We start from the raw sequence: 26,250 nt of genomic DNA on the forward strand, positions 1-26,250 counted from the left end.
ATGAGTGATAAAGTTAAGGTAACCATAGACGGGATAACAGTAGAAGTTGCACCCGGTACAAGTATTCTAAATGCTGCAAGACAAATAGGTGGTGATATTGTGCCTCCGGCAATGTGTTATTATTCTAAGTTAGAAGGGAGCGGAGGAAAGTGCCGCACCTGCATTGTTAAAGTCAGTAAAGGATCTGAAAAAGATCCGCGTCCAATGCCGAAACTGGTAGCATCATGCCGTACCACAGTGATGGATGGGATGGAAGTTCAGAATATCACTTCTCCAGAGGTCATCGAGGCACGCAGCGGGGTTGTTGAAATGTTGCTGATCAATCACCCCTTAGACTGTCCGGTTTGCGATCAGGCAGGTGAGTGCGACCTTCAGAATCTTGGCTATGAGCATGGTTTGCAAAAAACCAGGTATGAATTCGAACGCAGAACTTTTGAGCGTATAGACATTGGAGACAAGATCCAGCTGCACATGAACAGGTGTATATTGTGTTATCGCTGTGTCTTCACTGCCGACCAGATCACCAATAAACGGGTCCATGGTATTTTAAACCGCGGAGACCATTCCGAAATATCTACCTATATTCAAACTGCGGTAGACAACGACTTTTCCGGAAACGTCATCGACGTATGTCCGGTTGGAGCCCTCACTGATAAAACATTCAGGTTTAAAAACCGGGTTTGGTTTACTAAACCTATTGATGCACACAGAGATTGCCCGACATGCAGCGGAAAGGTAACTTTATGGTATAAAGGTGAAGATGTACTAAGGGTTACCGCCCGTAAAGATGTGTATGGAGAGGTGGAGGAATTCATTTGTAATACCTGCAGATTTGACAAAAAGAAAACAGCGGACTGGACCATCGAACACCCAACACACATTAGCGACGCTTCGGTTATAGCTTCCAATCATTACGAAACTTTAAAACCGCTGCCAGTGATTCAGGACAATGCTAAATTGCAATTGGCTAATAAAGTTGAACTAGAAAAAACCACTAAATTCTAATGGATATAGCTTTTGTAATAGAAAAATTTATACTGGTTACCATCATATTTGCCATTAGCTTACTAATCGCTATGTATTCGACCTATGCGGAGCGTAAGGTCGCCGCTTTCTTGCAGGACAGGCTTGGTCCTGACAGGGCTGGTCCCTTTGGAATTCTGCAGCCGCTTGCTGACGGCGTGAAGATGTTTATGAAGGAGGAGATCATTCCTTCCAATGCCAGCAAATGGTTATTTATGGTTGGTCCTGGTTTGGCGATGCTTACTGCCTGTATTGGGACAGCTGTTATACCCTGGGGCAGTGCAATTACCATTGGCGACAGAGTTGTTCCGTTGCAGGTCACAGATATAAATGTTGGAATCCTTTACATTTTTGGAGTGGTTTCATTAGGCGTGTATGGGGTGATGATCGGAGGCTGGGCCTCAAACAATAAATATTCGTTATTGAGTGCTATACGTGCTGCTTCTCAAAATATCAGTTATGAAATTGCGATGGGGCTGTCCATCATTGCTTTGCTCCTGGTAACCGGCACGATGAGTCTTAAGGAAATTGTAGAGCAGCAACATGGATGGCATTGGAATATATTGTATCAGCCATTAGGTTTCCTGATCTTTATGGTCTGTGCTTTTGCTGAGACCAATAGGGCACCTTTCGATTTACCTGAATGTGAAACTGAGCTTATTGGTGGTTATCATACAGAATATTCTTCGATGAAACTTGGGTTCTATCTATTTGCAGAATACATCAATATGTTTGTATCCTCAGCAGTAATGGCGACATTATATTTTGGCGGGTACAATTACCCGGGCATGGATTGGGTATTGCTGCATGCCGGACCTATAATTGGCCCGCTCATTGGAACCGTGGTGTTCTTTATTAAAATATTCACATTTATATTTTTCTTCATGTGGGTACGGTGGACAATTCCACGCTTCCGGTATGATCAGCTGATGCACCTGGGCTGGAAGGGGTTAATTCCCCTGGCTATCGCCAACATCATCATTACGGGTATTGTGATTGCGATAATTGAAAAGTTTTAACCCGCATTTGCGGATAACAATAAAGGAGGTTTAATGGAACCATTAACCAGTAAAAAGAAAGTATTAGAACAAAAGCCATTGTCCTTTGCAGAGCGCATGTATTTACCTGCAATAGTAAAAGGTTTGTCTGTTACCATAAGTCATCTTTTTAAAAAGGAAGCGACAATAAGATATCCTGAACAGGAGCGGGAATTCTCGACCAACTTCAGGGGAATGCATTCTTTGAAAAGAGATGAAAACGGGAAGGAGCGCTGTACCGCATGTGGTCTTTGCGCATTGTCTTGTCCTGCGGAAGCCATAACCATGATAGCCGCCGAGCGCAAGCCAGAAGAGAAAGACCTTTACCGGGAAGAGAAGTACGCTTCGGTATATGAGATCAACATGCTGCGCTGCATTTTTTGTGGATTATGTGAAGAAGCTTGCCCAAAAGAGGCAATTTACCTCGACGGTCCGATAGTGCCAGCTGATTATCTCCGCAAGGATTTTATCTATGGCAAGGATAAATTGGTAGAGCAGCCATTGAGTAATAAATTATAATGATAAAACGTCATTGCGAGGAACGAAGCAATCCCAAAGCAACTGACTTAAAGATGAGATTGCTTCGTGCCCCGCGATGACGTGGTGAAAAATAAACTAAACAAGAAAATTAATGGGTACATCAGTATTCTATTTTGTAGCAACATTAAGCGTGATCTTTTCACTGCTGGTGATCTTTTCAAAGAACCCGGTGCACAGTGTGCTTTATCTGATTCTCACATTCTTCACTTTTACGGTTCATTACGTGCTGTTAAACGCACAGTTTTTGGCAGTAGTGAACTTCATTGTCTATATGGGAGCTATCATGGTACTTTTTCTTTTTGTACTCATGCTCCTGAATCTCAATAAAGACAATGAACCATTGAAATCAAATATGGTGAAGATCGTCGGAGTAATAGCCGGCTGCTGTTTGGTCGTAACACTTATTGGTTCTTTAAAAGCAACCGCTGTTTCAGATCCGGTGCTTCTTCGAAATCCGGAGCTCGGATTGTTAAAGAATTTAGGAAAGGAGCTATTCGGACCGTTTATGCTGCCATTTGAATTGTCGTCAATATTGCTGCTTTCAGCAATGGTTGGTGCAGTATTGTTAACTAAAAAAGAGAAAGTATAATGGAGAACATGACTCATCAGTTACAGGGAGTGCCGCTTAACCATTACATATGGCTAAGTGCAATTATTTTCACCATCGGAGTGATTGGCGTACTGACACGCAGAAACGCAATCGTGATCTTTATGTCGGTAGAGCTGATGCTCAATGCAGTAAACCTGTTGCTTACGGCTTTTTCTGTACACAGCAATGATCCCTCCGGACAAGTATTTGTGTTTTTCATCATGGCTCTGGCCGCCGCCGAAGTTGCAGTCGGGTTGAGTATCATCGTAATGGTGTACCGAAATACACAATCCATAGATATTAATGTATTAAACCGCCTTAAGTGGTAATTAAGTATAAATTATAAGATGATAATAGATTTAGTTTGGCTGGTTCCTTTAATTCCCCTTATTGGTTTTATACTTAATGGGCTGGGCAGAAACACCTTTTCAAAAGGGCTTATAGGTTTTATTGGGAGTGGAGCGATATTCATTTCCTTTGCGATAAGTATCGGAATCTTTTTAGCACTGGGATCTGACCCTGTTAAATCTCATGAAATATTTCTTTTCGACTGGATAAGTGCCGGCAGTTTGCATATACCACTCTCCTTCCTGGTAGATCCGCTAAGCTCAATAATGCTGCTGATCATTACAGGTGTCGGCTTCCTGATCCATATTTATTCTATTGGATATATGCATGACGATGAAGGATTTGGTAAATTCTTCAGTTATCTGAACCTGTTTATCTTTTTCATGCTGCTGCTGGTCTTAGGGGCTAATTACATCGTGATGTTTATTGGCTGGGAAGGCGTGGGCTTATGTTCTTACCTGCTCATTGGATTTTGGTATACCAACAGCAGTTACGCATCAGCAGCAAAAAAAGCTTTTGTGATGAACCGCATCGGTGACCTGGGATTTTTGCTGGGCGTCTTTTTTATCTTCACAACTTTTGGAAGTGTAGAATTCTCAAAAATATTTCCCCAGGCGGCCAACATGCTCCCAGGTAATTCTACTATCGCGCTCATCGCCCTGTTATTATTTATAGGCGCCTGCGGTAAATCAGCACAGCTTCCATTGTTCACCTGGCTTCCAGACGCAATGGCCGGGCCGACACCAGTATCCGCCTTGATACACGCTGCAACGATGGTAACAGCAGGTATTTACATGATTGCAAGATCAAATCTTTTATTTGACCTCGCTCCAATGATCCAGCACGTCATTGCCATTGTTGGTCTGGCGACAGCAATAGTAGCTGCAGTAATAGCCCTGACACAAACCGATATTAAAAAGGTTTTGGCTTACTCTACAGTATCCCAGCTTGGGTATATGTTCTTAGGTCTTGGAGTTGGCGCCTACAACGGCGCTTTCTTCCATGTGATCACTCACGCCTTTTTCAAAGCATTGCTATTTTTGTGTGCAGGATCAGTTATCCACGCCCTGCATCACGAGCAGGACATGAGGCACATGGGTGGGCTGCGGAAGAAATTACCAGTCACTTTTATAACCATGCTGATTGGAACAATTGCCATAGCAGGACTGCCTCCGTTCTCCGGCTTCTTTTCTAAGGATGAAATCCTTGCGCATGTTTATACACATGACAAGTTAATGTGGGGAATCGCCGTATTCGGAGCGTTTTTAACCGCATTTTATATGTTCAGGATGCTGTTCCTTACTTTCTATGGAAAATATCGCGGCACGCATCATGCGGAAGAGAAAATTCACGAGTCGCCGACCTCAATGACCCTTCCTCTTGTCGTACTGGCGATACTGTCTGCGATAGGAGGGATAATTGGTATACCAGAGGTTTTAGGCGGAAGTCACTGGTTGTCACACTGGCTTGTACCAGTGATACATCATACTGCTGAATCACCCGATCATGCCACCGAATATGCATTAATGGCTGTTTCGGTAATAGGTGTTCTGATCTCAATCGGAGTAGCTTACTCCAGATATATAGGGAAAAATCACATTCCCGGACCTGATGAGGCGAAACGGTCCTTATTTGCAAATTTATCCTATAACAAATTTTATTTTGATGAGATCTATGACGCACTGATCAGAAAGCCATTAGACATTCTCTCGGGGTTCTTCTACAAGATTTTTGACAATAAGATCGTGGATGGCATCGTGAATGGACTGGGCTGGGGGACTTCGGAAGCCAGTAAGGGGCTGCGATTGGTACAGTCAGGAAATGTTGGGTTTTATATCTTTATGATGGTGGTAGGAATCATCTCATTGTTATTGTATACTTATTTATCTCTATAAAGATCGTTCAAGAAAAGATAATGGAACAACTTTTACTACTTCTTATATTTTTACCGTTGGTTGGTGCTCTGGCTGCGGCCCTTTCCGGCAATGCTGCAAAACACGTTGCCCTGGGATCCTCCATTGTTTCCCTGGTATTTACACTGATCACAGTATGTAACTTTACGCCGGATGCCAGTATACAATTTGTGGTAAATCAACCCTGGATACAGGAGCTCGGGATAAATTTTCATATTGGAATTGATGGAATAAGCATAGTTGCAGTATTGCTAACCAATGTTCTGGTACCCCTGATCATTCTGGCGGGCTATCAGCACAATTATAAAAGTCCAAACGCATTTTTCGCACTTATTCTATTTATGCAGAGCGGTTTGCTGCTCGTATTTACAGCACTGGATGCATTTTTGTTTTACATAGGATGGGAAGCCGCATTGATACCTATTTATTTCATTTGTGCAGTTTGGGGCGGCAAAGACCGCATCAAGGTAAACATGAAATTTTTTGTATATACTATTGCTGGCTCCTTGTTCATGCTGTTGGGCATAATTTATTTATACCTTCAAAACCCGGCGAAGAATTTTGACTTACAGGCTTTTTATAACCTCAATCTCGATTCTACCCAACAAGCCTGGATATTTTGGGCCTTTTTTGTCGCCTTTGCAATAAAAATGCCCATATTCCCTTTTCATACCTGGCAGCCAAATACCTATACCGAGGCTCCTGCGGTGGGTACGATGCTCTTATCAGGCATCATGTTAAAAATGGGTATTTATGGAGTGATCAGGTGGTTACTTCCAGTTGTCCCATTGGGAGTACAAGAATGGGGACATACAGCTATTATACTCTCTGTTATTGGTATTGTTTATGCATCACTGATCGCTTTCACCCAAAAGAATGCAAAAAAATTAGTGGCCTACTCTTCAATAGCCCACGTTGGACTGATCAGTGCCGGCATCTTTGCATTAAACCAGCAGGGGATGCAGGGAGCAATGGTCCAGATGTTAAGTCACGGGATCAATGTAGTAGGCTTGTTCTTTGTACTGGACATCATAGCCAGCCGTTTAAAAACAAACAAGATCAGCGAATTAGGAGGAATTGCCAAACAAGCCCCTCAGCTCGCTATAGTGGCACTTATTATAGTTTTGGGAACAGTAGCACTACCAGGAACAAGCGGATTTATCGGAGAATTTCTTTTATTAGTAGGTATATATCAATACAATGCATGGATCGCTGTATTTGCCGGTCTTACGATCATTTTTGGTGCTGTATATATGTTGAGGATGTACCAAAATATCATGCTGGGCAAAACGAACGACCTTACCATAAACTTTACAGATATAAAAGGATCTGAGAAAGTAGTTTTATATACAGTTTGTGTACTGGTCATCTTACTGGGGGTATATCCTAAACCGATCCTTCAATTGTCGGAGGCATCAGTGCAACATTTAATAGAACAAGTAACACAAAAATTAACATTGGTAAATTAAGCAAATGAACATCATTATAACAATTACTGTTACAGCTTTAGTCGTGCTTTATGCAGGTTTGTTTAAAGCCAAAAAGGCACTATTACCCATTACGCTGATTGGTTTGCTTACCGCACTGGCCTTTGTTGCCACTTCCTGGAATACCGATCAAATTTATTACGGCATGATGCAGATGGATAATTTTGCACTGGCATTTTCCGGTATTACCATACTTGGCACACTGTTTATATTTCTGCTTACTCAAAATTACTTTGCTGCCGACAGTGAAAATACTGCAGAATATTTTACACTGATCCTTTTTGCGCTGGCGGGGATCATCATTATGCTCTCTTATCAGAACATGTCTATGCTGTTTATAGGCGTAGAGATTATGTCAGTGAGTTTATACATTCTCGCAGGAATCAGGAAGAGTAACTTTGCTTCTAATGAGGCATCGCTAAAATACTTTTTGATGGGTGCTTTCTCCACTGGGTTTCTGCTGTTTGGTGTCACACTGATCTATGGTGCTACAGGGTCATTTGACCTTACCGTCATTAATCAGTATCTCGTTAGCAACTATAAGGCGATCTCACCAATGTTTTATCCCGGGGTGATTCTTTTAATAATTGGTCTGAGTTTTAAGATTGGTGCAGCGCCATTCCATTTCTGGGTGCCGGACGTTTACGAAGGTTCCCCTACATTGATCACAACATTCATGTCTACTATAGTCAAAACAGCAGGTTTTGCGGCATTCATTCGCTTGTTTGCAGGTACTTTTGCCCCGCTTCACGATTTCTGGCTGCCGCCGCTTCTCGCTATTGTATGCCTGACATTGTTCATTGGCAACGTGACTGCATTATTCCAGAAGAACTTCAAAAGGATGCTTGCTTATTCAAGCATTTCTCATGCAGGTTACCTCTTGTTTTCTTTAGTGACTTTGACTTCGAGTTCGTCCAATAATGCACTCGTTTATGCTGCAGCCTATACCTTTGCCAGCATTATTGCTTTTGCAGTGCTGATCCTTGTGAAACAAAAGACAGGTAACGATCATTTTGACAGTTTCAATGGCCTGGCAAAACGGAATCCATTGATCGCGCTGGCATTGACAGTTGCCATGCTTTCCCTGGCAGGTATTCCTTTAACGGCCGGTTTCATTGGGAAATACCTGATGTTCTTAAATGTGATGAATGAATACCAGATTTACCTGGTGGCATTTGCGATATTAAATGCCCTTGTCGGGTTCTATTATTACTTCAAGGTGATTGTCGCCATGTATTTCAAGGAAGGAACTGAACTTGAACTGGAAACACCTGTTCAATACAGGGTTGTACTGGTTCTCTCACTGGCAATAACACTTTTCCTGGGGGTTTATCCTGCGGTAATTTTAAATTTAATATAAAGGTTTCTGTTGATAATTATTTGTAGTTTTACGAGTAATTGAACTATGCAAGATTTCTGGACCTCGTTACAGCAATTTATTGACCCCGAAAAATTACTCAGAGAAGGTGGGTTTTACGTTGTAATGTTCGTGATTTTTGCAGAAACCGGTCTTTTCTTTGGATTCTTTCTGCCGGGAGATTATCTGCTGTTCCTGGCAGGCATGTTCGTGGCCACCGGCAAACTTGACGTCAATATTTACTTAATGATCTTAGGACTTTCCATATCAGCCATTTTAGGTAATTTCACCGGCTACTGGTTTGGCCGTAAAACCGGCCCGGTACTGTACCATAGAAAGGACTCCTTTTTTTTTAAAAAACGGTACTTAAAAGCAGCAGAAGAATACTATCATAAACAAGGCGCGTTTGCGCTCATAATGGGCCGCTTTGTTCCCATTGTCAGAACTTTTGCACCGATTTTTGCGGGGGTGGTCAAACTGGACTTTAAAAAATTTGCATTATATAACATTGCGGGTGCGTTATTATGGATAGCTTCATTAACTTTGCTGGGATATTTTCTTGGCAAAAGGTTTGAAAAGGAAATTACTGACTATTTATTATATATAATTATAGGATTTATTGCAATTACAACCATTCCTTTAGTCTTTACATTTATAAAGAACAGAGTGGTTAAAAGCAGTGATGAAGAAAAAACAAACATTGAACAATAAAAATGAGTAAATACGATAATCACCCCTGGCACAGTGTATCTCCTGGTGATAACCTACCTGAAACAGTAAACGCAATTATAGAAATTCCTAAGGGATCAAAGGCTAAATACGAAATTGATAAGGATTCCAATCTGATTAAACTCGACAGGGTGCTTTTTTCATCAGTGATGTATCCTGCTAATTATGGCTTTATTCCTCAAACCTACTGTGATGATAATGACCCTCTGGACATATTAGTACTATGCTCTGTGGATGTTTATCCGTTATCACTGATCGAGGCGAAGGTAATCGGGGTGATGCATATGGTGGACAATGGCGAACAGGACGATAAGATCATAGCAGTGGCAAAAAATGACATGTCAGTAAACTATATCAATGACCTTGCAGACCTGCCCCCGCATACCATGAAAGAAATCGTGAAGTTTTTTCAGGATTATAAAGCCCTTGAAGAAAAGAAAGTAACTATAGAGCATCTGCTTGGTGTACGTTACGCACATAAAGTAATACAGGAAAGTATTCAGCTTTATGATGAAAAATTTAGAAACAATAACTCTTAATGGAAGGCTTTAAGATATTTTTAACATTTTTCCTGGTAGCGCTGAACGGCTTTTTCGTTGCGGCGGAATTTGCAATTGTAAAAGTTAGGGCATCCCAAATTGAAATAAAAGCAAAATCAGGGAGCAGGGTTGCGAATATCGCAAAATTCATTACTCAGCACCTGGACGGCTACCTGGCCGCCACGCAACTGGGTATTACACTGGCATCACTTGGTTTGGGTTGGGTCGGTGAATCCGTAATGCACAGCATCGTTCATGACCTGCTGATCAACTTCAACCTTTCCGAGGTATACATTACCTCCATTTCCACCTTTATTGCCTTTTTGTTTATTACAGTGATGCACATTGTGTTTGGTGAGCTGGCCCCAAAATCCATTGCCATTCAGAGACCTGTGGCGACTACATTATTTGTGGCATTTCCGCTGCAGGGCTTTTACCTCGTTTTTCGCCCCTTTATCTGGGTCTTAAACGGTTTTGCCAATGTCATTCTTAAGATCTTCGGAATATCAAGTATCGGAGGTCACGAGTCTGTCCATAGTACCGAAGAGTTGTACTACTTGTTGGATCAGGGTAAGGAAAGCGGCGCACTGGATACCAATGAGCATGAACTGATCAAAAATGTATTTGATTTTAATGAACGTGTCGTTAAAAATATCATGGTGCCGAGGACCAAGATCTCAGGGATAGAGCTGTCAAGCCCTAAAAAAGAAGTTGTTGATATTATCATTGCCGAAGGATATTCCCGGATGCCGGTGTATGACGACATTATTGATAAGATCATTGGCATTGTGCATGCAAAGGATATTTTGCCATTACTGGCAGGTAATAAGGACTGGGCACTGAGCGATATCATCAGAAAGCCTTATTTTGTGCCGGAAACCAAAAAGATCAACGACCTGCTTAGTGAGCTGCAGCAAAAACGGATACAGATCGCCATTGTCATAGATGAGTTTGGAGGTACCGCCGGTATGGTAACCCTGGAAGACATCGTTGAAGAGATCGTCGGAGAGATACAGGATGAATACGACGAAGAGAAGCCAACCGTAGAAAAAATATCAGACACCGAATTCATCATCAACGCCTACGCGACTGTTTACGATGTAAATGAGCATTTACCTCATGACCTTCCCGAAGACGAAGACTTTGATACCGTTGGAGGTCTGGTTTCACATGCTTTTGGCAAGATCCCTGAAGTGGGGGATAGTGAAGAATGCTACGGCTACCTTTTTACCATTCTCAAGAAGACTGAACAAAATATTGAGACCATAAAGCTTGAACTTGTTATCGATAAAAGGGATATGGTTGATAATCACTAAGCAAATTTAATAATGCATGTTTTTTATACACCAGACATCAGTTCAGATGATTATGTCTTAAATGAAGAAGAAAGCAGGCATTGCATAAAAGTATTGAGACTGGGCATCGGAGCCCAGGTTAGCCTGATCGACGGAAAGGGCGGACTATACGATGCTGAGATCGTAGCTGAAACCAGGAAAAATGTACATCTCAAAATCATCAAAACCACAAGAGGATATCACCAGCGTCAGCATTACCTTCACATTGCCGTAGCACCAACCAAAAACATAGACCGTCTGGAATGGTTTCTTGAAAAGGCTACCGAAATTGGGATAGAAGAGATCACCCCGATCATTTGTGACAGGTCAGAACGAAAGATTGTAAAAGAAGACAGACTGAATAAGATCATTACAGCTGCAGTCAAGCAGTCACTGCAAGCTTACCACCCCATATTAAACCGGCAAACCAGTTTTGAAGACTTTCTGCAGCTTGAAAATGATTCAGTCAGGATGATTGCCCATTGCCTGGAAAATGAGCCAAAACAATACATCAGCCAGGTTGCCCTGCCAAAGCAAAAATATACCATACTTATTGGTCCGGAAGGCGACTTTAGTCCACGGGAAATCGAATTGGCATTGAGTAAGGGCTACAAACCGTTAACTTTAGGTGATACAAGACTTCGTACAGAAACTGCGGCTCTTGCCGCTTGTTTTGAAGCCAATTATTTAAACAGATGAAATTAAAGCTAACCCTGTTCACCGGCCTGACCCTGCTGTTTTTTGGTTTTTATCCGCCAACTTACAGGCTTGCAAAATTAAAGTACAACGGAGGCGGAGACTGGTATGCCAACAGAACCGCCCTTCCAAATCTCATTAATTTTTGCAACACTACACTAAAGACAAATTTTAACGCCCAGGAAGCCATTGTAGAAGTCGGCAGTCCGGAACTGTTCAACTACCCCTTTGCCTATCTTACAGGCCACGGAAATGTGGTATTGAGCGATGCGGAAGCAGCTAATCTGCGTAAGTATTTGACAGGCGGAGGCTTTCTTCACATCGATGACAATTACGGGCTCGACAAGTTCATCCGCAAAGAGATGAAGAAAGTATTTCCTGAACTTACTTTTACAGAACTTCCCGCCAGCCACAGCCTTTACAATCAAAAATTTAAATTTCCAAACGGACTTCCGAAGATCCATGAGCATGATGGAAAGCGCCCTCAGGGTCTTGCCCTAATCTGGCAGGGCAGGATGGTATGTTATTATACCTATGAATGCGATCTGGGCAATGGATGGGAGGATGCCGGCACCTATCCTGATGACAGCCCCGAAAAACGTCAGAGCGCACTTAAAATGGGTGCTAATTTAATCCAATACGTGTTAACTCAATAAGAATGAAAGTAAAAGTTAATGAACAATATAATTTTGATGTGGAACTGAACAAAAACAGGATTCTGGTAAACGGTACTGAGGTTGAGGTAGATTCCCGGCCGATAGCTGAAAAACACACTCATGTTATTTACAACCACAGATCATACAATATAGAGATCGTTGAAGAAAACAGGCAGAATAAAACATGTACCGTAAAAGTAAACGGGAATATTTACGGAATCAAGATAGAAGACAGCTACGACCAGTTATTAAAGCAGCTGGGAATGGACACTGCCCAGACTGGTAAAATAAGATCTGTTAAGGCTCCGATGCCTGGACTGGTCTTGAATATAATGGCAAAAGAAGGCGCAACGGTAACAAAAGGGGACGGCCTGCTGATACTTGAAGCCATGAAAATGGAGAATATGATTAAATCTCCGGCAGACGGGATCATCAAAAAGATCAGCATCACCAAAGGAGACAAGGTGGAAAAGAACGACGTGTTGATTGAATTCAATTAAAAAGGCGCTGAACAAGCGCCTTTTTGCCAACCGAAATCTATTTATCTCGACTTGAATGCTTTTTGCTGCTTAGGTCTGAACTGTGGTTTGCCCGTAGACCTGATCTCAGATGCCCCCAGCATGGTCATCGCACATCTGAACCCTAAGTCGGCGGTCGACTCATCCTGCTGCATAAACCGGCGGGTAGCAGGATTAAGCCAAATTGCCTGATCATCCCATGAACCACCCTTATAAACCCTTGATTTATCGTTGATGAGCGTAGTTTCGCCATACAGCCCATTTGCCGGGTCACGATAACCCCGCTGATCAGCATAAGTATTGGTCGTTTTACCCAAAGAATCTACAGTTACAACAGGAGCGGCAGCAGTCTGTTTTTCTGCCCATGTTTGTTTTCTCGCAGTTACCGCCGGTGTCATTACAGGCATGTTGTGCTTGTCCTTTTCTATTCTTCCTGTTGCGGCATCCGCCATTTTTTTATCCTGATAAAAGTTTCCCCTGTACGGATTAAAAGCATCAGCAGCTTCGAAAGTTTTAGAACGGTATACATCAGCAACCCACTCGTTCACATTTCCGGCCATGTTGTACAGGCCAAAGTCATTTGGCATATACGACCTTACAGGAACAGTCAGTCCGCCTTTATCGTTCAGCGACCCTCCAACACCCATATAGTCACCCTTTGATCGCTTAAAGTTAGCAAGGATCAGGCCTCTGGTCCTTTTCTTTGCAGAACTCAGGCCCAGTCCGTTCCAGGGATATATTTTATTTTCATGAATATTTTCATATTCCGTATTGCCGATCAGGCCCAGAGCCGCATATTCCCACTCCGCTTCCGTAGGCAGGCGATACGGCTGTTTCAAAATGCCATCCTCCAGCCTTACATTTCTGGTTGCTCCGGCCTTTCCCGTAGCAGCAGTGGCATTAGCCGTATTGGCGGGGTTCAGGTCCTTCATTGCCTTTTTTCCCTTATCGTCATACTGACCGTTCAGATAAATGTCAGTATTAAACGGCTCTGTAGGTCTGGCCGTTGTTGCAGCAGCAGCAGCACCTGTTTTATTGGTGCCGTTGATGTCTTTAAAAGCGGTCATATAACCCTTGTCTCTCAGCAAAAGCTCATTTACCCGGTCAGTTCTCCAGGAGCAATACCTGTCGGCCTGCTCCCAGGTCACACCTACAACAGGATAGTCCTGATAAGCCGGGTGCCTTAAATAATTGTCTACATAAGGCTCGTTATAAGAAAGAGGCCGGCGCCAGACCAGTGTGTCCGGCAATTCGTTGTAATAATATTCATAATCTGTCGGATAATTGGTCCTGATCCAGTTCAGGTATTCCAGCCAGTTGGTATTAGAAACCTCGGTCTCATCCATGTAGAAAGAGGAAACGGTAGTTTCCCGCTTGTGGTTATAATCGCTAAGTTCTTGTCCCGGTACATTAATGGCACTGCCGCTCATTACAAAAACACCACCCTCAATTTCTACCAAACCGGGACCCGGTCCGCGTTTGAATTTATTATTTACCTGAAACCCTCCATATTCTTTCTTGTTGTAGGCCAGCCCGGTCTTATCTGACTTTGCCGACTTGGTTTTGCAGGAGATCAGGGATGCCACAACCAATAGGGAAGCAAGTGAATATATGTATGTTTTTTTCATTAGTTCATGCAAATAGTTACTCTAACTGTTAAAACTACGCAAAAAAACGTGTATGATCCAAAAAAAGTTTTTTATTGCAATATCACTTTACACATAGCTCAGGCCGCTATGGATGGTGTCTAAACTTTGGAGTTAAAAAAATAATGAACATATATTACCGATCTTTGTGCGTAAATTTCAGATTTCTTTGAAATTACTGCACACAATACTAACTTGCATCCCAGCTATTCACCCACACAAAAGCAGCAAATGAGCACAAGGTACTTGACAAAGATTGTTTTAGGCATCCTTTCCTTAACAGCAGTCTCTGCTGAGCTCAATGCTCAGGTGGTTCAGCCGGGTACGCAAACCAATGGCAGCCAGTCCAATAACATCATTACCGCAGTTCCTTTTCTTTTGATCAGCCCCGATGCCCGGGCAGGAAGCATGGGCGAAGCAGGCGTTGCGGTACAGCCGGATGCGAATTCCATGAGTATAAATCCTTCGAAACTTGCCTTTTTAGACAGACAGTACGGATTTTCCGTGTCCTATAGTCCCTGGTTAAAAAGCCTCGTCCCCGATATCAATCTCGCTTATTTAAGTGGTTTTTATAAGGTTGATGACCGGAGTGTCATCGGCGGATCTTTGAGGTTCTTTTCCCTCGGTGAGATCCAGTATGTAGATGTCAACCAGCAGGACCTGGGTATTTACAGTCCCAATGAATTTGCCTTTGACCTCACTTATGCCAAGCGTTTTGGGGAGTCTTTTTCCCTGGGAACTGCCTTGCGCTATATCCGTTCCAATCTTTCTTCCGGGCAGTTCACAGCAGGACAGGATACACGTGCCGGTTCCGCGCTGGCGGTTGACATTTCTGCTTATTATAAAAAACCCACTGTGTTATTTGGTACGGATGCCATTGTTTCCGGGGGCATAAATATTTCGAATATCGGCACAAAGATCAGCTATATCAGCGGCGGGGGCGGAAAAAACTTTTTGCCTGCAAACTTTAAAATAGGCGGTGCATCCACTTTTTTGATAGATGATTACAGCCAGTTCACCTTCGCCCTGGACCTCAACAAATTGCTGGTCCCTACGCAGCCCGTTTATGACAGCGCTGGCAAGATCATCGCCGGAAAAGATCCGGACCGTTCCGTCCCCTCTGGAATTTTTAGCTCATTTAATGACGCACCCAGAGGCTTCAGTGAAGAATTAAAGGAAGTAAATGTCGCCGCCGGAATCGAATACTGGTACAATCAGCAATTTGCATTCAGAGCAGGATATTTTTATGAAAGCCCTTCCAAAGGAGACAGGAGGTACTTTACTGTTGGTGCCGGGCTGAAATACAATGTTTTCAATATAGATTTTTCATACCTCATGGCCAATGCACAAAAAAGTGCCCTTGCCAATACCTTAAGATTTACGCTGTTGTTTAACTTTGGGGATGCAAAATAACAGGCAGGTCAAATAAATCTCACAACTGACCCTCTATTGCAATAAATAAAAACAAGCACAAACTGGAAACCCTATGAAAATTAAAGTCGGCTTCGGATTCGATGTACACCAATTGAAAGACAACCACCCATTTGTAGTAGGTGGTGTCACGCTCGAGCACCATAAAGGAGCCTTTGGCCATTCCGATGCCGATGTATTGCTCCATGCGATATGTGATGCACTGCTGGGTGCTGCAAACTTAAGGGATATCGGTTTTCATTTCAAAAATACAGACCCTCAATGGAAGGGCATCAGCAGTGTCGTGCTGCTCAAAGAAACCGTTAAACTGCTCAAAGACAAGGGCTATGAAATAGGTAATATCGATGCCATGTTATGCCTGGAAGCACCAAAGATCAATCCGCACATCCCCGCCATGCAGCAAAACATCGCAGAAGCCATCAATATCTCCACAGAAGACATCTCCATCAAAGCTACCACCAATGAGCTAATGGGCTTCATTGGCCGTGAAGAAGGAGTAGTGGCGTATGCGGTTTGTTTGATTCAAAAGTCCTTTTTGGAAAAATAACCATTCTCTTCGAAGACTGGACCTTGCGCGCTGAAGAAGCGCACAAATCCTATGTCTTCTCTGAGAAGGTGATTTTTCCTTGGCGCATATGCATTTGAATCAAAAATACCCGATACGCTTTAAAAGGAGTAAATAAAAGAAAAAAGGCAGGGTGCATATGCATCCTGCTTTCAACGTTATATCTGAAACTTTGCATAAACTACTCTGCTCCCAGGTTTCCAGAAAAATTACCTTCTCAGAGAAGACATTAGGGCTCTGCGCGCAGCGCCTGAGCACTCGAGTCTTCTCTGAGAATGGTTATTTTTCACTCTTCTAAATACCCAAACTTACCCTGGTTATAATCACTGATCGCCTGCTGGATCTCCTCAGAAGTATTCATTAAAAACGGCCCGTACTGCGCAATCGGCTCATCAATCGGCTCGCCGCTCAGCACCAGCACCACACTATTCTCCAGCGCCTCCAGTTCAATCAAAGCCCCGTCATTGTTAAAATGCACAAACTGATCAGTCTCTGCAACCTCAGCACCATTGATCTTTACATTCCCCTCAACGACCAAAAACCCGGTATTATAGCTAAAAGGAAAATCGAACACCGCCTTGCCACCCTTGTTCAGCTTCGCATTGAACACATGAAGCGGAGAAAAAGTACTCGCAGAACCCTTTAAGCCATTGTATTCACCAGCGATCACCTCAATCACCCCGCTCTCATCAGGCAGCACATACTTTGCCATCTCCTGATTCTTCACATCCTGATATTTCGGCGGACTCATCTTGAACTTCGCCGGCAAATTTACCCAAAGCTGTACCATCTGAAACGGACCGCCTTTTTGGCTAAACTCACGTTCATGGTACTCCTTGTGCAGAATCCCGCTTGCAGCAGTCATCCATTGCACGTCGCCCGGGTAAATGATGCCGCTGTTTCCCGCGCTGTCATGATGGGCAACCGCACCATGATAGGCGACCGTTACCGTCTCAAAGCCCCTGTGCGGATGCACACCCACACCTCTGGGCTCATTCCGCGCCGAGAATTCAATTTTCGCATTATAATCGAGCATAAAAAAAGGGCTCATTTTAATTCTGTACCCGCTTGGGAAGAAATTATGGACCCTGAATCCATCACCGACCATATGAGGTGCCGGCGCGTTCAATACGGCCGACACAGTTTTAACTTTTGCTTCCATTTTGTCTCCTTTCTTAATTTAATGGATGCTGATGTATATTTTTAGGCTTGTTTTACAAACTGTAATTCACCTGCTATTTTTACTTCCTCACTTACCATTACACCACCAGTTTCCAGGGCAGCATTCCAGCTCAAGCCAAAATCAGTCCTGTTGATCTTTCCGCTCAAAGTGAATCCAGCTTTAGTATTTCCCCATGGATCAGTAGCAATACCGCCAAATTCTGCCTTCAATGACACAGGTTTAGTCACGCCTTTCACGGTCAGATCACCTTTAATCACATAGTCATCATCATCTTTAGTAAATGAAGCAGACTTAAAATTGATTGCCGGAAATTGATCCGCATCAAAGAAATCAGCGCTTTTCAGGTGATTGTCCCTGTCCGTATTTCCAGTGTCAATAGAAGCAGTTTCCGCTTCAAAAGAAATATCGCCATTTTCAAAATCATCACCATCAGAAGTAACAGACGCGCTAAAGATCTTCAAACCACCAGTTACGGTAGTGATCATTAAATGTTTTACTTTAAACTGCAGTTCACTGTGATTCGGGTCCAGTACCCATTTAGTAGTTGCCATAATATTGTTTTTTTAAATTGGTTTCTTTTAATTAACAATACAAAATTACGGCAGGACCATCGCCCCGGCATTGACCTATGATAAGAAAGCAATGAAAAATACTTAGGGCTTAAAATGCTTATGCGCCAAATCCTTACGGACACGGCTCAGAGATTCCGGCGTAATGCCCAGATAAGACGCAATCATCCATTGCGGTACCCTGAGTGTCAGGTTTGGATAAAGCGTTATAAAATTCAGATAACGCTCCTCAGCGGTAGCACTCAGCAGCATGTTGATCCTTCTGTGCATGAACCTGATGGCATTGTTGAGCATTGTTGAGTTGAGTTCATACATGCAGGGTACTATTTTCGCGGATTCAGAGATGAAATCTTTGGGCAGTACTATCGCTTTGGTATTTTCTATCGCATCCAGGAAGAACTCAGACTCTTCATTGAACAAGATGCCGTTACGTTCCGAGAGCCACCATTGCTCAGGAGCAAACTGAATGATATGGGTCTTGCCCTTGCTGTCTATCGAATAACTGCGCAGCAAACCATCCAGCACAAAATAAACATGCGATGAAACCTCGCCCTTCATCAGGATCATCTCGCCCTTTTCAAAAGTCTTTATTTTTAATTTGTCCGAGATCAGGCTAAACTGTTCATCAGTAATCGCTACTTTCTTTTGCAAATAGTCTTTGAAAATGCTGAGCATATGGGATATAGAGAAAATCTATTTTTTATCAGGATTGATATTGGAAAAATCTACACCGCACTTACAGTTAGATCCGCAGCCACTGCCCTTTGGAGATACCGAACGGTAAACCATCCGCCCGATATAAAAAAGGGCTGCTATAAAAATCAGGATTACCAATAGCGTTTGAATGTCCATATTCACAAAAATAATAAGCCGCCATTAAATTGCGGTCTGTTAAATGTAATTTTACCTTTCCATCAGGCCAACTGTGCCGCCCACCCAGTCAAAATCCTTATTGTACCGTACCCCGATCATCTTTCCCCGGCTCAGCCTTGCCAGGTTGATACACAACTGCGGTTCGCCGCCATCCGGCCATAAGTACATCAGCCGGATCTCCGCCTTGACACCACCTTCCGGAGAATGCACCGCCGGCGCGTAATCCACTTTGCGCTGTAAGATCCAGTTTTCAGGATCTTTTACCGCCTTAATGTCAGCAGGCGTCACATCTATGATTACCCCCATTCCCGCAAAAGAAAACAAGGGCTTCAGCACGTAATGCTGTAAATCCGCTGGTATCGACTTCAATTGGCTCAAAAAATGTGTTTCCGGCACAAACCCGCTCTTCAGAAAAGGCATGGTGTATTTGCTGATCCGGTAAAACCAGTTCGGATGTGTGACCCACTCCACATCAGCAGGCTCCCTGGGGTCAAAACCCTGTTCAAAAGACCCCGCAGCACCGGCCAGCTCATCAAAGATCAGCCGGTTGTAAATCCTTTTCAATTGTATCCTTTCCCCGTTTTCATCCAGATAATACAGACCTGACCCAACTTTAAAAATATCAGCCAGGCTCAGCACCTTGATCCCCAGGTATTTTTGGGTGATCAGGAAATCAATTAATGTTTTCTGATTTGGTGCATCAATATCCATGAGCGCCACCTCATGCGGGGCATGATCCCCAACAATTACCTTCTTTAATAATTCGATGTACGAAGCTTCATCAAAGTCGCCAAAATAAGGGCTCAAATGCACCGAAAGACCGTAAGCCTTTTTATACTCAGCCCCCATATGCGCCTGAAAACCATACAGTGAAGGAAAACCCTGCATTTCTATCAATTTGGGCGTCAGCTCACCCTGCATGTCCCGGCACACCCCAAAATCAAAAGTCAGAAAATGCGGATGGTCATTTTCATTTGGCACGTTCCATTCCCCTGGAATAGCCCCCCTGGTCAGCTCCTTAAAATCCGGCTGCCTGATCAGCTCAATGATCTCATCACCTGCCTCAACGAGTTTCTTTTGAAGTCCTGCCGGAATAAACAACGGTGTTTCGGCCACCCGAAACGGAATTTCAATGAAACCATCGGCCAGAGCCTTCCTAAAACCATCATACCGGTCTTTGGAAAATGCCTGGTTAAATGCTTCACGGAATTTCCTGATCATATTAAGCCTCCTGAAAGGCATTCAATGCCTCATTTAAAAAATTGGGCAATACCATACTTTGTGTCAGCTGCAATTTATCCGGATCACCCAGGCTTTGCAGCATATCATCATACTTTAGCTCACCATGGTTGTCAATGATGACCTTCTTCTTATCCTTCTGGAGCAGGTACATCTTCATCCCCGCAGGATCTGCCTCCGGATGAAACTGCGTACCCACGATTTCTTTGGTGAACCTGACCGCCATCACACAGCGCTCCAGATCGACATGCGGGCGCTCTTTCTCCAGGGCCAGCACGCTGGCTTTCTCACTGGAGAACAATACATCCTGCGGGTTAATTACCTGCCATTCCCGGCTGTCCACCGTATAAAACGGGTTGGGCAGACCATTAAAGATCACATCATCCACACCCTCAGCAGTAAGTGAAACCGGGAAAATCCCAAAAGCAGGAGACCGGCGTTTGATCACCTGGCCAACATTAAATCTTCTGCAGGCCAATTGAAAAGAATGACAAATCAAAAATACATGTTTTTTAAGCGCATTCAATTCATTATGCCGGGTCAAATCCCCCAGCAGATTGAAAAAATCCTGCTCCCATTGCTCCCCCCCACCATCGTAAGGACTACCCGGGCCACCGCTCGAAATGTATACATCATAACCCAGACCCGGACAATCACCCGTAACCCTTATGTCGAAAATATCGTACGAAAGTTCCATACCCGTATCCGCCTGATAACGCAATAAGATTTCCTGTATTCCCCGCATTCCCTGGTTGGCCGCACCCTTGTTCATGTCAATGACAGCCACCCTAATCTTATTTTTATCTGCTATTCCCACTATTTAGCTCCTATTAAAGTTTGGGTAGTAATGTAGTCCACCACCGCCTCAAAGTTACCACTTTGTTCGTAAACAGCCAATTGCCTGTCTGCACCCGTTCCATGCTCCATGATCTTCATCACATAATTGATCTCATTCCGGCAGCCCAGATCATCCGCAACATCATCAATAAAATCCAGCAGTTCCAGGATCAGGTTCCTGCAGTTTACCTCCATCTCCTTTCCAAAATCGATCAGGTTGCCATCAATGCCGTACCTGGCTGCGCGCCATTTATTTTCATTGATCAGTGCCCTCGAGTAACTGATAAAATTCAGGTTCTGCAGGCGAAGCTTATACAGCTTAGCGCACAAACACTGAAACAAGGCCACAAAAGCCATGGTCTCATCAATCAGCATCGGACAATCGCAGATCCTGAACTCTATGGTCTCAAAGAAGGGATGCACCCTGATGTCCCACCAGATCTTTTTAGCATTGTCAATGCTGTTGGTTTTGATCAGCAGCTTCACATAATTGTCGTAATCCTCAATGCTGTTGAAAATGTCAGGAATGCCCGTCCTCGGGAACTTGTCAAACACCTTGGTCCGGAACGATTTATAGCCCGTATTCCGGCCCTCCCAAAAAGGAGAATTGGTAGACAGGGCAAACACGTGCGGCAAAAAGTAACGCACCTGGTTGGCAATGTGTATGGCCAGCTCACGCGATTGGAAACCCACATGCACATGCAAACCGAAGATCAGATTTGACCTTGCCGCCTCCTGCAGCTCATTGACGATCTCGCTGTACCGCGGATGCTCCGTGATCAGCTGTTTTTCCCAATGTGAAAAAGGATGCGTACCCGCCGCACCGATCCTCAGGCCCTGCTCGCCGGCCAGCTGCGATACCGTATAGCGCAGCTGCGAGATCTCGGCCCTTGCCTGGTCCGTATTCTTGCAGATTCCCGTGCCCACCTCCACCACAGCCTGATGCATCTCGGCCTTTACCTGGTCCTTATGGATCTTTTGGGCCGCCTCTACGATCTTTTGATCATGCGATGTCAGTTCACGGGTCACAGGGTCTATCACCATGTACTCCTCTTCTATACCCAGCGTAAATTCGTTCATGATACTTATTTTTTAGCCGGGGCCTTTTTTGTTTTTGACGGTGGTATCGCAGGCGCATTTTTGGGGGCAGCCGAGCTTTTCACATACTCGCCCCAGGTCAGATTGTCCCTGCCATCCACCTGCTCCCTTGCCCGCTCAATCGCATACTTCGCTGAAGTCTCCACGACCCAGTCAAAATTCTCCTGGCCCACACTGCTCACCTCCGCATCCGGCGCAGGATTACAAAAATCAATGGCATAAGGCACGCCGTCCCGCACCGCAAACTCCACCGTATTAAAGTCGTAGCCCAGGTACTGGTTCAGTTTCAATACATAATCGTGAATCGTAGCCAGCAAGGCCTCACCCGAAGGAGGTGTTTCCACCTGGTAGCGCAGGTGAAAGGGATTGCGCGGCTCATACTGCATAATGCGCACATACTTGCCGCCGATGCAGTAACACCTGAAATACTCATCAAAGACGATCTCTTCCTGCAGCATCATCACAGTTTGTTTGGTCTGGCTGTGCTTGTCAAAAAAATCTTCCCGGTCGTGCAGCTTGTACACCTCTTTCCAGCCGCCGCCATCAAATGGCTTCATATATGCCGGGAAGCCCGTATAATTGAAAATTCCCTCCCAGTCCATTGGAAATGACAGGTTACTAAACGACTCATCAGAAGTATCTGTCGGCTGCTCATAAGAAGGGATCAACGCCGTCTTAGGTACCGGGATACCCAGTTTCACCGCCAGCGCATTGTTAAAGAACTTCTCATCCGCGCTCCACCAAAAGGGGTTATTGATCACGGCTGTTCCGGCTATAGCTGCATTTTTCATGGCTGCGCGGTAAAATGGAACATCCTGTGAAATGCGGTCAATGATCACGGCGTAGCCCAGCGGCTCCGCCTGGAATATCTTATCTATGTTTACAAATTCAGCCCTGATGTCATCGCCTCCCAGCTCATTCACCCGCTTTACAAAAGCTTCGGGAAAAGACCTTTCCCTGCCAAATAAAATTCCAATTTTCTTCATTTTCGTCAATGGTTATATTAGGTTGTAGAACACCAGCAACAAGGTTAATGTTCTGATTATTATCTTCATCCGTTCCCGGCGAATCCGTTTCTTCTTAAAGCTCCGACAGGTACTGCGGCAGCATCTCCCGCCAAATGGGCCAGTCGTGGTCCGCATTGTGCCTCATGTCCAGCCAGTGCCCCATTCCTTTCTGCGCAAGTATGTCAGACAGACGCTCATTATCAGCCCGGCAAATGTCCCTGTCGGCCGTGCCCAGTACGATCCTCATGTTCCACAGTTCCGGGTTATTGTCATTGGGCATGAAATCTACCGGATTGTTAAAATAGACATCATCGTTGTAAAAGCCTTCCAGCTGTGCCCTCATGTCAAACGCACCGCTCATGCTGAACACATGGCTGACCAGCCAGGGGTGCCTGAACGCAAAGTTTACGGCGTGATAGCCGCCAAAACTGCAGCCTGCGGCAATGACTTTACGGTGCCCGGTCTCCTGCCTTGCCATCCCGCAAACCTCTTCCAGGATCAGTTTGTCGTACCAGATGTGATTTTTTACCCTTTCTTCCGGATGTATGCTTTTGTTGTACCAGCTCAGGGCATCAATGCTGTCCACACAATAAACCTTTATCCTGCCCTCATCAATGAACCAGCGGATAGATTCAATCATTTTGAAATCCTTGCTTTCATAATACCGGCCCATGCTGGTCGGAAAAAGAACCAGCGGGTAGCCGTCATGTCCGAATACAAGCATCTCAAAATCATGGTTCAGATTGTGGCTGTACCATTTTTTATATTCTTCATTCATGGCATTGATTTAGAAGCTTTAATATAAGAAATTAAAAATACATCATGCATACCCTGATATTTTTATTGGGAATGGTAACTTTGTCCCACATTTGTGAGAAAGGGAAATCGCTGAATTATGTATACCACCATGTCGCTGCCGGAAATCATCAGAACTCAATACAGTCTGAAATCTGTCCATTTGAAAAGAGAAGTGGAGTTTGAGGTCTTTATGCCTGATGACCTGATGGGCAATGAGCAGCTGAATTTATTGCTGCTCAATGACGGACAGGATGCCGGGGCACTGAGACTTCAGGAAACTCTGGCCGATCTGTACGGCAACCGTAAGATCTCCGCGGTGGCTGCCGTAGCCATCAAAACATCCGCTGCACGGCTGGAAGAATACGGCGTAGCAGGAGTACCTGATTTTGGAGGCCGGGGCAGCAAAGCGCAGGCGTATACCAATTTTATCATTAAAGAACTGGTTCCCTTTATACAGGAAACCGTAGCTGGCCCAATCAATGGCAGGCGGGCATTCGCAGGTTTCTCACTCGGTGGCCTGACCGCATTCGACATCGCCTGGAACAATGACAACTACTTTGATGCCGCAGGCGTATTTTCGGGCTCTTTCTGGTGGAGAAAAAAAGACCTTAAAGACGGTTATACAGACAACGACCGCATCATGCATGAGCGGATCAGGACGACAAAGAACAAACCAGAGCTTAAGTTCTGGCTCATGACCGGTACCGAAGACGAGCTTTCTGACAGGAACAGGAACTTCATTATCGATTCCATTGACGACACCATCGATGTGATCAAAGAACTGCTCAAAAAAGGATACCGCCGTCCTGAAGACATTACCTATTATGAAAAAGTAGGCGGCAGACATGACCTGGCTACCTGGGCTGATGCTCTGCCGGCCTTTCTGTGCTGGGCCTTTGGCAGAAAAAACGTTTAAAATCCTTTTATTTCTTTGCGGCACGTTCCTGCGTTATACCTGAGTATCACTTGCGTTCATACTGAGTACGCAATGTCTGAACAATAAATACGGGGTGAGTGCACCCTTTTCCTGAAAAAAGGTGCACTCACCGTGGACTCAGGGTGCACTCACCCTGCACTCAGTGTGAATGGAAACAGAATGCATATTAAGGACAATAAGAAAAGATAAGCCAGGCTCGGTTATTATACGGTGAGTTAATTTTGTATGCAGGAAGCATGGTTATGGCCCCGATAAGTCAAAGTTAAGGATTTAATCCGTCATGGCTAATCGCTTGATTTATAAAAATTAAAGCGTATCTTTGCGCCAAAATTTACACGCATTTTATGCAAAAAATAAGAAACATAGCTATTATAGCACACGTTGACCACGGCAAAACCACATTGGTTGACAAGATCTTACACGCTTGTTCAATCTTCAGGGACAATGAACAAACTGGTGAGCTCATATTGGATAACAATGACCTGGAACGTGAGCGTGGAATCACTATCGTTTCAAAGAATGTTTCCGTACAATATAAAGACGTAAAGATCAACATCATTGACACACCTGGTCACGCCGATTTCGGCGGTGAGGTAGAGCGTGTGCTGAAAATGGCTGATGGTGTACTTTTGCTTTGCGATGCTTTTGAAGGTGCAATGCCTCAGACGCGTTTCGTAACTCAAAAAGCATTGGCACTGGGCTTGAAGCCCATTGTTGTTGTCAACAAGGTGGATAAAGAAAACTGCCGTCCTGAAGAGGTTTATGAGCAGATCTTTGAATTGTTCTTCAACCTGGAAGCTACAGAAGACCAGCTGGACTTCCCTGTGATCTACGGTTCGTCCAAACAAGGATGGATGAGCACAGACTGGAAAGTGCCTACTACAGATATTTTTGCATTACTGGATGCGGTAGTGGCCAACATTCCTCCGGCACCTACCAATGACGGTACATTGCAAATGCAAATCACTTCGTTAGATTATTCATCTTTCGTAGGCCGGATTGCAATTGGCCGTGTACACCGCGGTGCGATCAAAGAAAACCAGCCGGTTACTTTGATCAAGCGCGATGGTAAAATCGTAAAAACAAGGGTAAAAGAACTCTATACTTTCGAAGGATTAGGCAAGATCCGTACTACAGAGGTAAAATCAGGTGACATCTGCGCAGTAGTAGGTATCGATGGTTTTGACATCGGTGATACCATTGCTGATTTTGAAGCTCCGGAACAATTACCGGTGATCAAAATTGATGAGCCGACGATGAACATGCTGTTCACGATCAACAACTCACCGTTCTTCGGTAAG

Annotated in this window: 28 protein-coding genes; 18 read left to right on the forward strand and 10 right to left on the reverse strand. The window is 44.2% G+C overall.

Annotated features, from left to right (window positions below; all coding sequences use genetic code 11):
- From VK541_RS18380 to VK541_RS18445, 14 genes are all read left to right on the forward strand, one after another.
- Positions 1-1,005, forward strand: coding sequence for a 2Fe-2S iron-sulfur cluster-binding protein (locus tag VK541_RS18380; RefSeq protein WP_324371842.1), 1,005 nt, complete (start codon positions 1-3; stop codon positions 1,003-1,005).
- On the forward strand, positions 1,005-2,042 hold the full coding sequence (nuoH, locus tag VK541_RS18385; RefSeq protein WP_324371843.1) for an NADH-quinone oxidoreductase subunit NuoH: 1,038 nt from the start codon (positions 1,005-1,007) through the stop codon (positions 2,040-2,042). Before VK541_RS18380 ends, nuoH begins: the two co-directional genes overlap by 1 nt.
- Before the next feature lie 33 nt (positions 2,043-2,075).
- The gene (locus VK541_RS18390) at positions 2,076-2,579 is read left to right on the forward strand and encodes an NADH-quinone oxidoreductase subunit I (protein WP_324371844.1); all 504 of its coding nucleotides are present in this window, start codon (positions 2,076-2,078) and stop codon (positions 2,577-2,579) included.
- A gap of 112 nt (positions 2,580-2,691) precedes the next feature.
- A complete protein-coding gene (locus tag VK541_RS18395) occupies positions 2,692-3,189 on the forward strand; it encodes an NADH-quinone oxidoreductase subunit J (RefSeq protein ID WP_324371846.1) in 498 nt (165 codons plus the stop codon).
- Entirely contained in the window at positions 3,189-3,518 is a 330-nt protein-coding gene (gene nuoK / locus VK541_RS18400) for an NADH-quinone oxidoreductase subunit NuoK (protein WP_324371848.1), read from the forward strand. The genes VK541_RS18395 and nuoK overlap by 1 nt, the downstream gene beginning before the upstream one ends.
- Before the next feature lie 21 nt (positions 3,519-3,539).
- Positions 3,540-5,432, forward strand: a complete 1,893-nt coding sequence (nuoL, locus tag VK541_RS18405) for an NADH-quinone oxidoreductase subunit L (RefSeq protein WP_324371875.1) — start codon at positions 3,540-3,542, stop codon at positions 5,430-5,432.
- 20 nt (positions 5,433-5,452) lie between these two features.
- A complete protein-coding gene (locus tag VK541_RS18410) occupies positions 5,453-6,919 on the forward strand; it encodes an NADH-quinone oxidoreductase subunit M (protein ID WP_324371849.1) in 1,467 nt (488 codons plus the stop codon).
- A 4-nt stretch (positions 6,920-6,923) separates the two neighbouring features.
- Positions 6,924-8,297, forward strand: coding sequence for an NADH-quinone oxidoreductase subunit N (locus tag VK541_RS18415; protein WP_324371850.1), 1,374 nt, complete (start codon positions 6,924-6,926; stop codon positions 8,295-8,297).
- A gap of 45 nt (positions 8,298-8,342) precedes the next feature.
- Positions 8,343-9,005 carry a DedA family protein gene (locus VK541_RS18420; protein ID WP_324371851.1) on the forward strand — a complete coding sequence of 221 codons (663 nt, stop codon included), beginning with the start codon at positions 8,343-8,345 and terminating at the stop codon, positions 9,003-9,005.
- A 2-nt stretch (positions 9,006-9,007) separates the two neighbouring features.
- Positions 9,008-9,562 carry an inorganic diphosphatase gene (locus VK541_RS18425; protein WP_285060388.1) on the forward strand — a complete coding sequence of 185 codons (555 nt, stop codon included), beginning with the start codon at positions 9,008-9,010 and terminating at the stop codon, positions 9,560-9,562.
- Entirely contained in the window at positions 9,562-10,878 is a 1,317-nt protein-coding gene (locus VK541_RS18430) for a hemolysin family protein (protein WP_324371852.1), read from the forward strand. The genes VK541_RS18425 and VK541_RS18430 overlap by 1 nt, the downstream gene beginning before the upstream one ends.
- A 12-nt stretch (positions 10,879-10,890) precedes the next feature.
- Positions 10,891-11,595, forward strand: coding sequence for a 16S rRNA (uracil(1498)-N(3))-methyltransferase (locus tag VK541_RS18435; protein ID WP_324371853.1), 705 nt, complete (start codon positions 10,891-10,893; stop codon positions 11,593-11,595).
- The gene (locus VK541_RS18440; RefSeq protein WP_324371854.1) at positions 11,592-12,248 is read left to right on the forward strand and encodes a DUF4159 domain-containing protein; all 657 of its coding nucleotides are present in this window, start codon (positions 11,592-11,594) and stop codon (positions 12,246-12,248) included. Before VK541_RS18435 ends, VK541_RS18440 begins: the two co-directional genes overlap by 4 nt.
- Before the next feature lie 2 nt (positions 12,249-12,250).
- A complete protein-coding gene (locus VK541_RS18445; RefSeq protein ID WP_324371856.1) occupies positions 12,251-12,748 on the forward strand; it encodes an acetyl-CoA carboxylase biotin carboxyl carrier protein subunit in 498 nt (165 codons plus the stop codon).
- Positions 12,749-12,789: 41 nt separating this feature from the next.
- On the opposite strand, the gene VK541_RS18450 is transcribed toward VK541_RS18445, so the two are convergent.
- Positions 12,790-14,394 carry an SUMF1/EgtB/PvdO family nonheme iron enzyme gene (locus VK541_RS18450; RefSeq protein ID WP_324371857.1) on the reverse strand — a complete coding sequence of 535 codons (1,605 nt, stop codon included), beginning with the start codon at positions 14,392-14,394 and terminating at the stop codon, positions 12,790-12,792.
- Positions 14,395-14,643: 249 nt separating this feature from the next.
- Here VK541_RS18450 and porV point away from each other — a divergent pair, with 249 nt between their 5' ends.
- Positions 14,644-15,825, forward strand: a complete 1,182-nt coding sequence (porV, locus tag VK541_RS18455; protein ID WP_324371858.1) for a type IX secretion system outer membrane channel protein PorV — start codon at positions 14,644-14,646, stop codon at positions 15,823-15,825.
- A 73-nt stretch (positions 15,826-15,898) separates the two neighbouring features.
- Positions 15,899-16,390: a 2-C-methyl-D-erythritol 2,4-cyclodiphosphate synthase gene (gene ispF / locus VK541_RS18460; protein WP_324371859.1), complete on the forward strand. Its 492-nt coding sequence runs from the start codon at positions 15,899-15,901 to the stop codon at positions 16,388-16,390.
- Positions 16,391-16,694: 304 nt separating this feature from the next.
- Here the strand turns inward: ispF and VK541_RS18465 are convergent, their stop codons facing one another.
- The 9 genes from VK541_RS18465 to VK541_RS18505 all read right to left on the reverse strand — a co-directional run bounded on the left by VK541_RS18465 (position 16,695) and on the right by VK541_RS18505 (position 23,992).
- Positions 16,695-17,570 (reverse strand): pirin family protein, encoded by an 876-nt coding sequence (locus VK541_RS18465; RefSeq protein ID WP_324371860.1) that lies wholly within the window; start codon positions 17,568-17,570, stop codon positions 16,695-16,697.
- A gap of 41 nt (positions 17,571-17,611) precedes the next feature.
- Entirely contained in the window at positions 17,612-18,142 is a 531-nt protein-coding gene (locus VK541_RS18470) for a YceI family protein (protein WP_324371861.1), read from the reverse strand.
- 102 nt (positions 18,143-18,244) lie between these two features.
- Positions 18,245-18,835: a Crp/Fnr family transcriptional regulator gene (locus tag VK541_RS18475; protein WP_324371863.1), complete on the reverse strand. Its 591-nt coding sequence runs from the start codon at positions 18,833-18,835 to the stop codon at positions 18,245-18,247.
- Between the two features lie 18 nt (positions 18,836-18,853).
- On the reverse strand, positions 18,854-19,012 hold the full coding sequence (locus tag VK541_RS18480; RefSeq protein ID WP_324371864.1) for a FeoB-associated Cys-rich membrane protein: 159 nt from the start codon (positions 19,010-19,012) through the stop codon (positions 18,854-18,856).
- Between the two features lie 51 nt (positions 19,013-19,063).
- Positions 19,064-20,254 carry a hypothetical protein gene (locus VK541_RS18485; RefSeq protein ID WP_324371865.1) on the reverse strand — a complete coding sequence of 397 codons (1,191 nt, stop codon included), beginning with the start codon at positions 20,252-20,254 and terminating at the stop codon, positions 19,064-19,066.
- A 1-nt stretch (position 20,255) separates the two neighbouring features.
- A complete protein-coding gene (locus VK541_RS18490) occupies positions 20,256-21,059 on the reverse strand; it encodes a type 1 glutamine amidotransferase (protein WP_324371866.1) in 804 nt (267 codons plus the stop codon).
- 29 nt (positions 21,060-21,088) lie between these two features.
- Positions 21,089-22,189 (reverse strand): carboxylate-amine ligase, encoded by a 1,101-nt coding sequence (locus VK541_RS18495; protein WP_324371868.1) that lies wholly within the window; start codon positions 22,187-22,189, stop codon positions 21,089-21,091.
- Positions 22,190-22,194: 5 nt separating this feature from the next.
- Positions 22,195-23,193, reverse strand: a complete 999-nt coding sequence (locus VK541_RS18500) for a hypothetical protein (protein ID WP_324371869.1) — start codon at positions 23,191-23,193, stop codon at positions 22,195-22,197.
- Between the two features lie 94 nt (positions 23,194-23,287).
- Positions 23,288-23,992 carry an esterase family protein gene (locus VK541_RS18505; protein ID WP_324371870.1) on the reverse strand — a complete coding sequence of 235 codons (705 nt, stop codon included), beginning with the start codon at positions 23,990-23,992 and terminating at the stop codon, positions 23,288-23,290.
- Between the two features lie 117 nt (positions 23,993-24,109).
- On the opposite strand from VK541_RS18505, the gene VK541_RS18510 reads away from it, so the two are divergent.
- Positions 24,110-24,928 carry an alpha/beta hydrolase gene (locus VK541_RS18510; RefSeq protein ID WP_324371872.1) on the forward strand — a complete coding sequence of 273 codons (819 nt, stop codon included), beginning with the start codon at positions 24,110-24,112 and terminating at the stop codon, positions 24,926-24,928.
- A gap of 365 nt (positions 24,929-25,293) precedes the next feature.
- On the forward strand, positions 25,294-26,250 hold a 957-nt coding region (locus VK541_RS18515; protein ID WP_324371873.1), incomplete at its 3' end, for a GTP-binding protein.

The sequence above is a fragment of the Pedobacter sp. genome, from assembly GCF_035317785.1.
In the GTDB taxonomy this organism is placed as follows: Bacteria; Bacteroidota; Bacteroidia; order Sphingobacteriales; family Sphingobacteriaceae; genus Pedobacter.

Coding starts and splice junctions, on each gene's coding strand:
- VK541_RS18465 (WP_324371860.1), bottom strand. CDS start 17,570: ATGGAAGCAAAAGTTAAAACTGTGTCGGCCGTATTGAACGCGCCGGCA.
- VK541_RS18435 (WP_324371853.1), top strand. CDS start 10,891: ATGCATGTTTTTTATACACCAGACATCAGTTCAGATGATTATGTCTTA.
- VK541_RS18415 (WP_324371850.1), top strand. CDS start 6,924: ATGAACATCATTATAACAATTACTGTTACAGCTTTAGTCGTGCTTTAT.
- VK541_RS18450 (WP_324371857.1), bottom strand. CDS start 14,394: ATGAAAAAAACATACATATATTCACTTGCTTCCCTATTGGTTGTGGCA.
- VK541_RS18445 (WP_324371856.1), top strand. CDS start 12,251: ATGAAAGTAAAAGTTAATGAACAATATAATTTTGATGTGGAACTGAAC.
- porV (WP_324371858.1), top strand. CDS start 14,644: ATGAGCACAAGGTACTTGACAAAGATTGTTTTAGGCATCCTTTCCTTA.
- VK541_RS18380 (WP_324371842.1), top strand. CDS start 1: ATGAGTGATAAAGTTAAGGTAACCATAGACGGGATAACAGTAGAAGTT.
- VK541_RS18440 (WP_324371854.1), top strand. CDS start 11,592: ATGAAATTAAAGCTAACCCTGTTCACCGGCCTGACCCTGCTGTTTTTT.
- nuoH (WP_324371843.1), top strand. CDS start 1,005: ATGGATATAGCTTTTGTAATAGAAAAATTTATACTGGTTACCATCATA.
- VK541_RS18395 (WP_324371846.1), top strand. CDS start 2,692: ATGGGTACATCAGTATTCTATTTTGTAGCAACATTAAGCGTGATCTTT.
- VK541_RS18470 (WP_324371861.1), bottom strand. CDS start 18,142: ATGGCAACTACTAAATGGGTACTGGACCCGAATCACAGTGAACTGCAG.
- VK541_RS18475 (WP_324371863.1), bottom strand. CDS start 18,835: ATGCTCAGCATTTTCAAAGACTATTTGCAAAAGAAAGTAGCGATTACT.
- VK541_RS18495 (WP_324371868.1), bottom strand. CDS start 22,189: ATGAACGAATTTACGCTGGGTATAGAAGAGGAGTACATGGTGATAGAC.
- VK541_RS18420 (WP_324371851.1), top strand. CDS start 8,343: ATGCAAGATTTCTGGACCTCGTTACAGCAATTTATTGACCCCGAAAAA.
- VK541_RS18500 (WP_324371869.1), bottom strand. CDS start 23,193: ATGAAGAAAATTGGAATTTTATTTGGCAGGGAAAGGTCTTTTCCCGAA.
- ispF (WP_324371859.1), top strand. CDS start 15,899: ATGAAAATTAAAGTCGGCTTCGGATTCGATGTACACCAATTGAAAGAC.
- VK541_RS18410 (WP_324371849.1), top strand. CDS start 5,453: ATGGAACAACTTTTACTACTTCTTATATTTTTACCGTTGGTTGGTGCT.
- VK541_RS18390 (WP_324371844.1), top strand. CDS start 2,076: ATGGAACCATTAACCAGTAAAAAGAAAGTATTAGAACAAAAGCCATTG.
- VK541_RS18505 (WP_324371870.1), bottom strand. CDS start 23,992: ATGAATGAAGAATATAAAAAATGGTACAGCCACAATCTGAACCATGAT.
- VK541_RS18485 (WP_324371865.1), bottom strand. CDS start 20,254: ATGATCAGGAAATTCCGTGAAGCATTTAACCAGGCATTTTCCAAAGAC.
- VK541_RS18480 (WP_324371864.1), bottom strand. CDS start 19,012: ATGGACATTCAAACGCTATTGGTAATCCTGATTTTTATAGCAGCCCTT.
- VK541_RS18510 (WP_324371872.1), top strand. CDS start 24,110: ATGTATACCACCATGTCGCTGCCGGAAATCATCAGAACTCAATACAGT.
- nuoK (WP_324371848.1), top strand. CDS start 3,189: ATGGAGAACATGACTCATCAGTTACAGGGAGTGCCGCTTAACCATTAC.
- VK541_RS18430 (WP_324371852.1), top strand. CDS start 9,562: ATGGAAGGCTTTAAGATATTTTTAACATTTTTCCTGGTAGCGCTGAAC.
- VK541_RS18425 (WP_285060388.1), top strand. CDS start 9,008: ATGAGTAAATACGATAATCACCCCTGGCACAGTGTATCTCCTGGTGAT.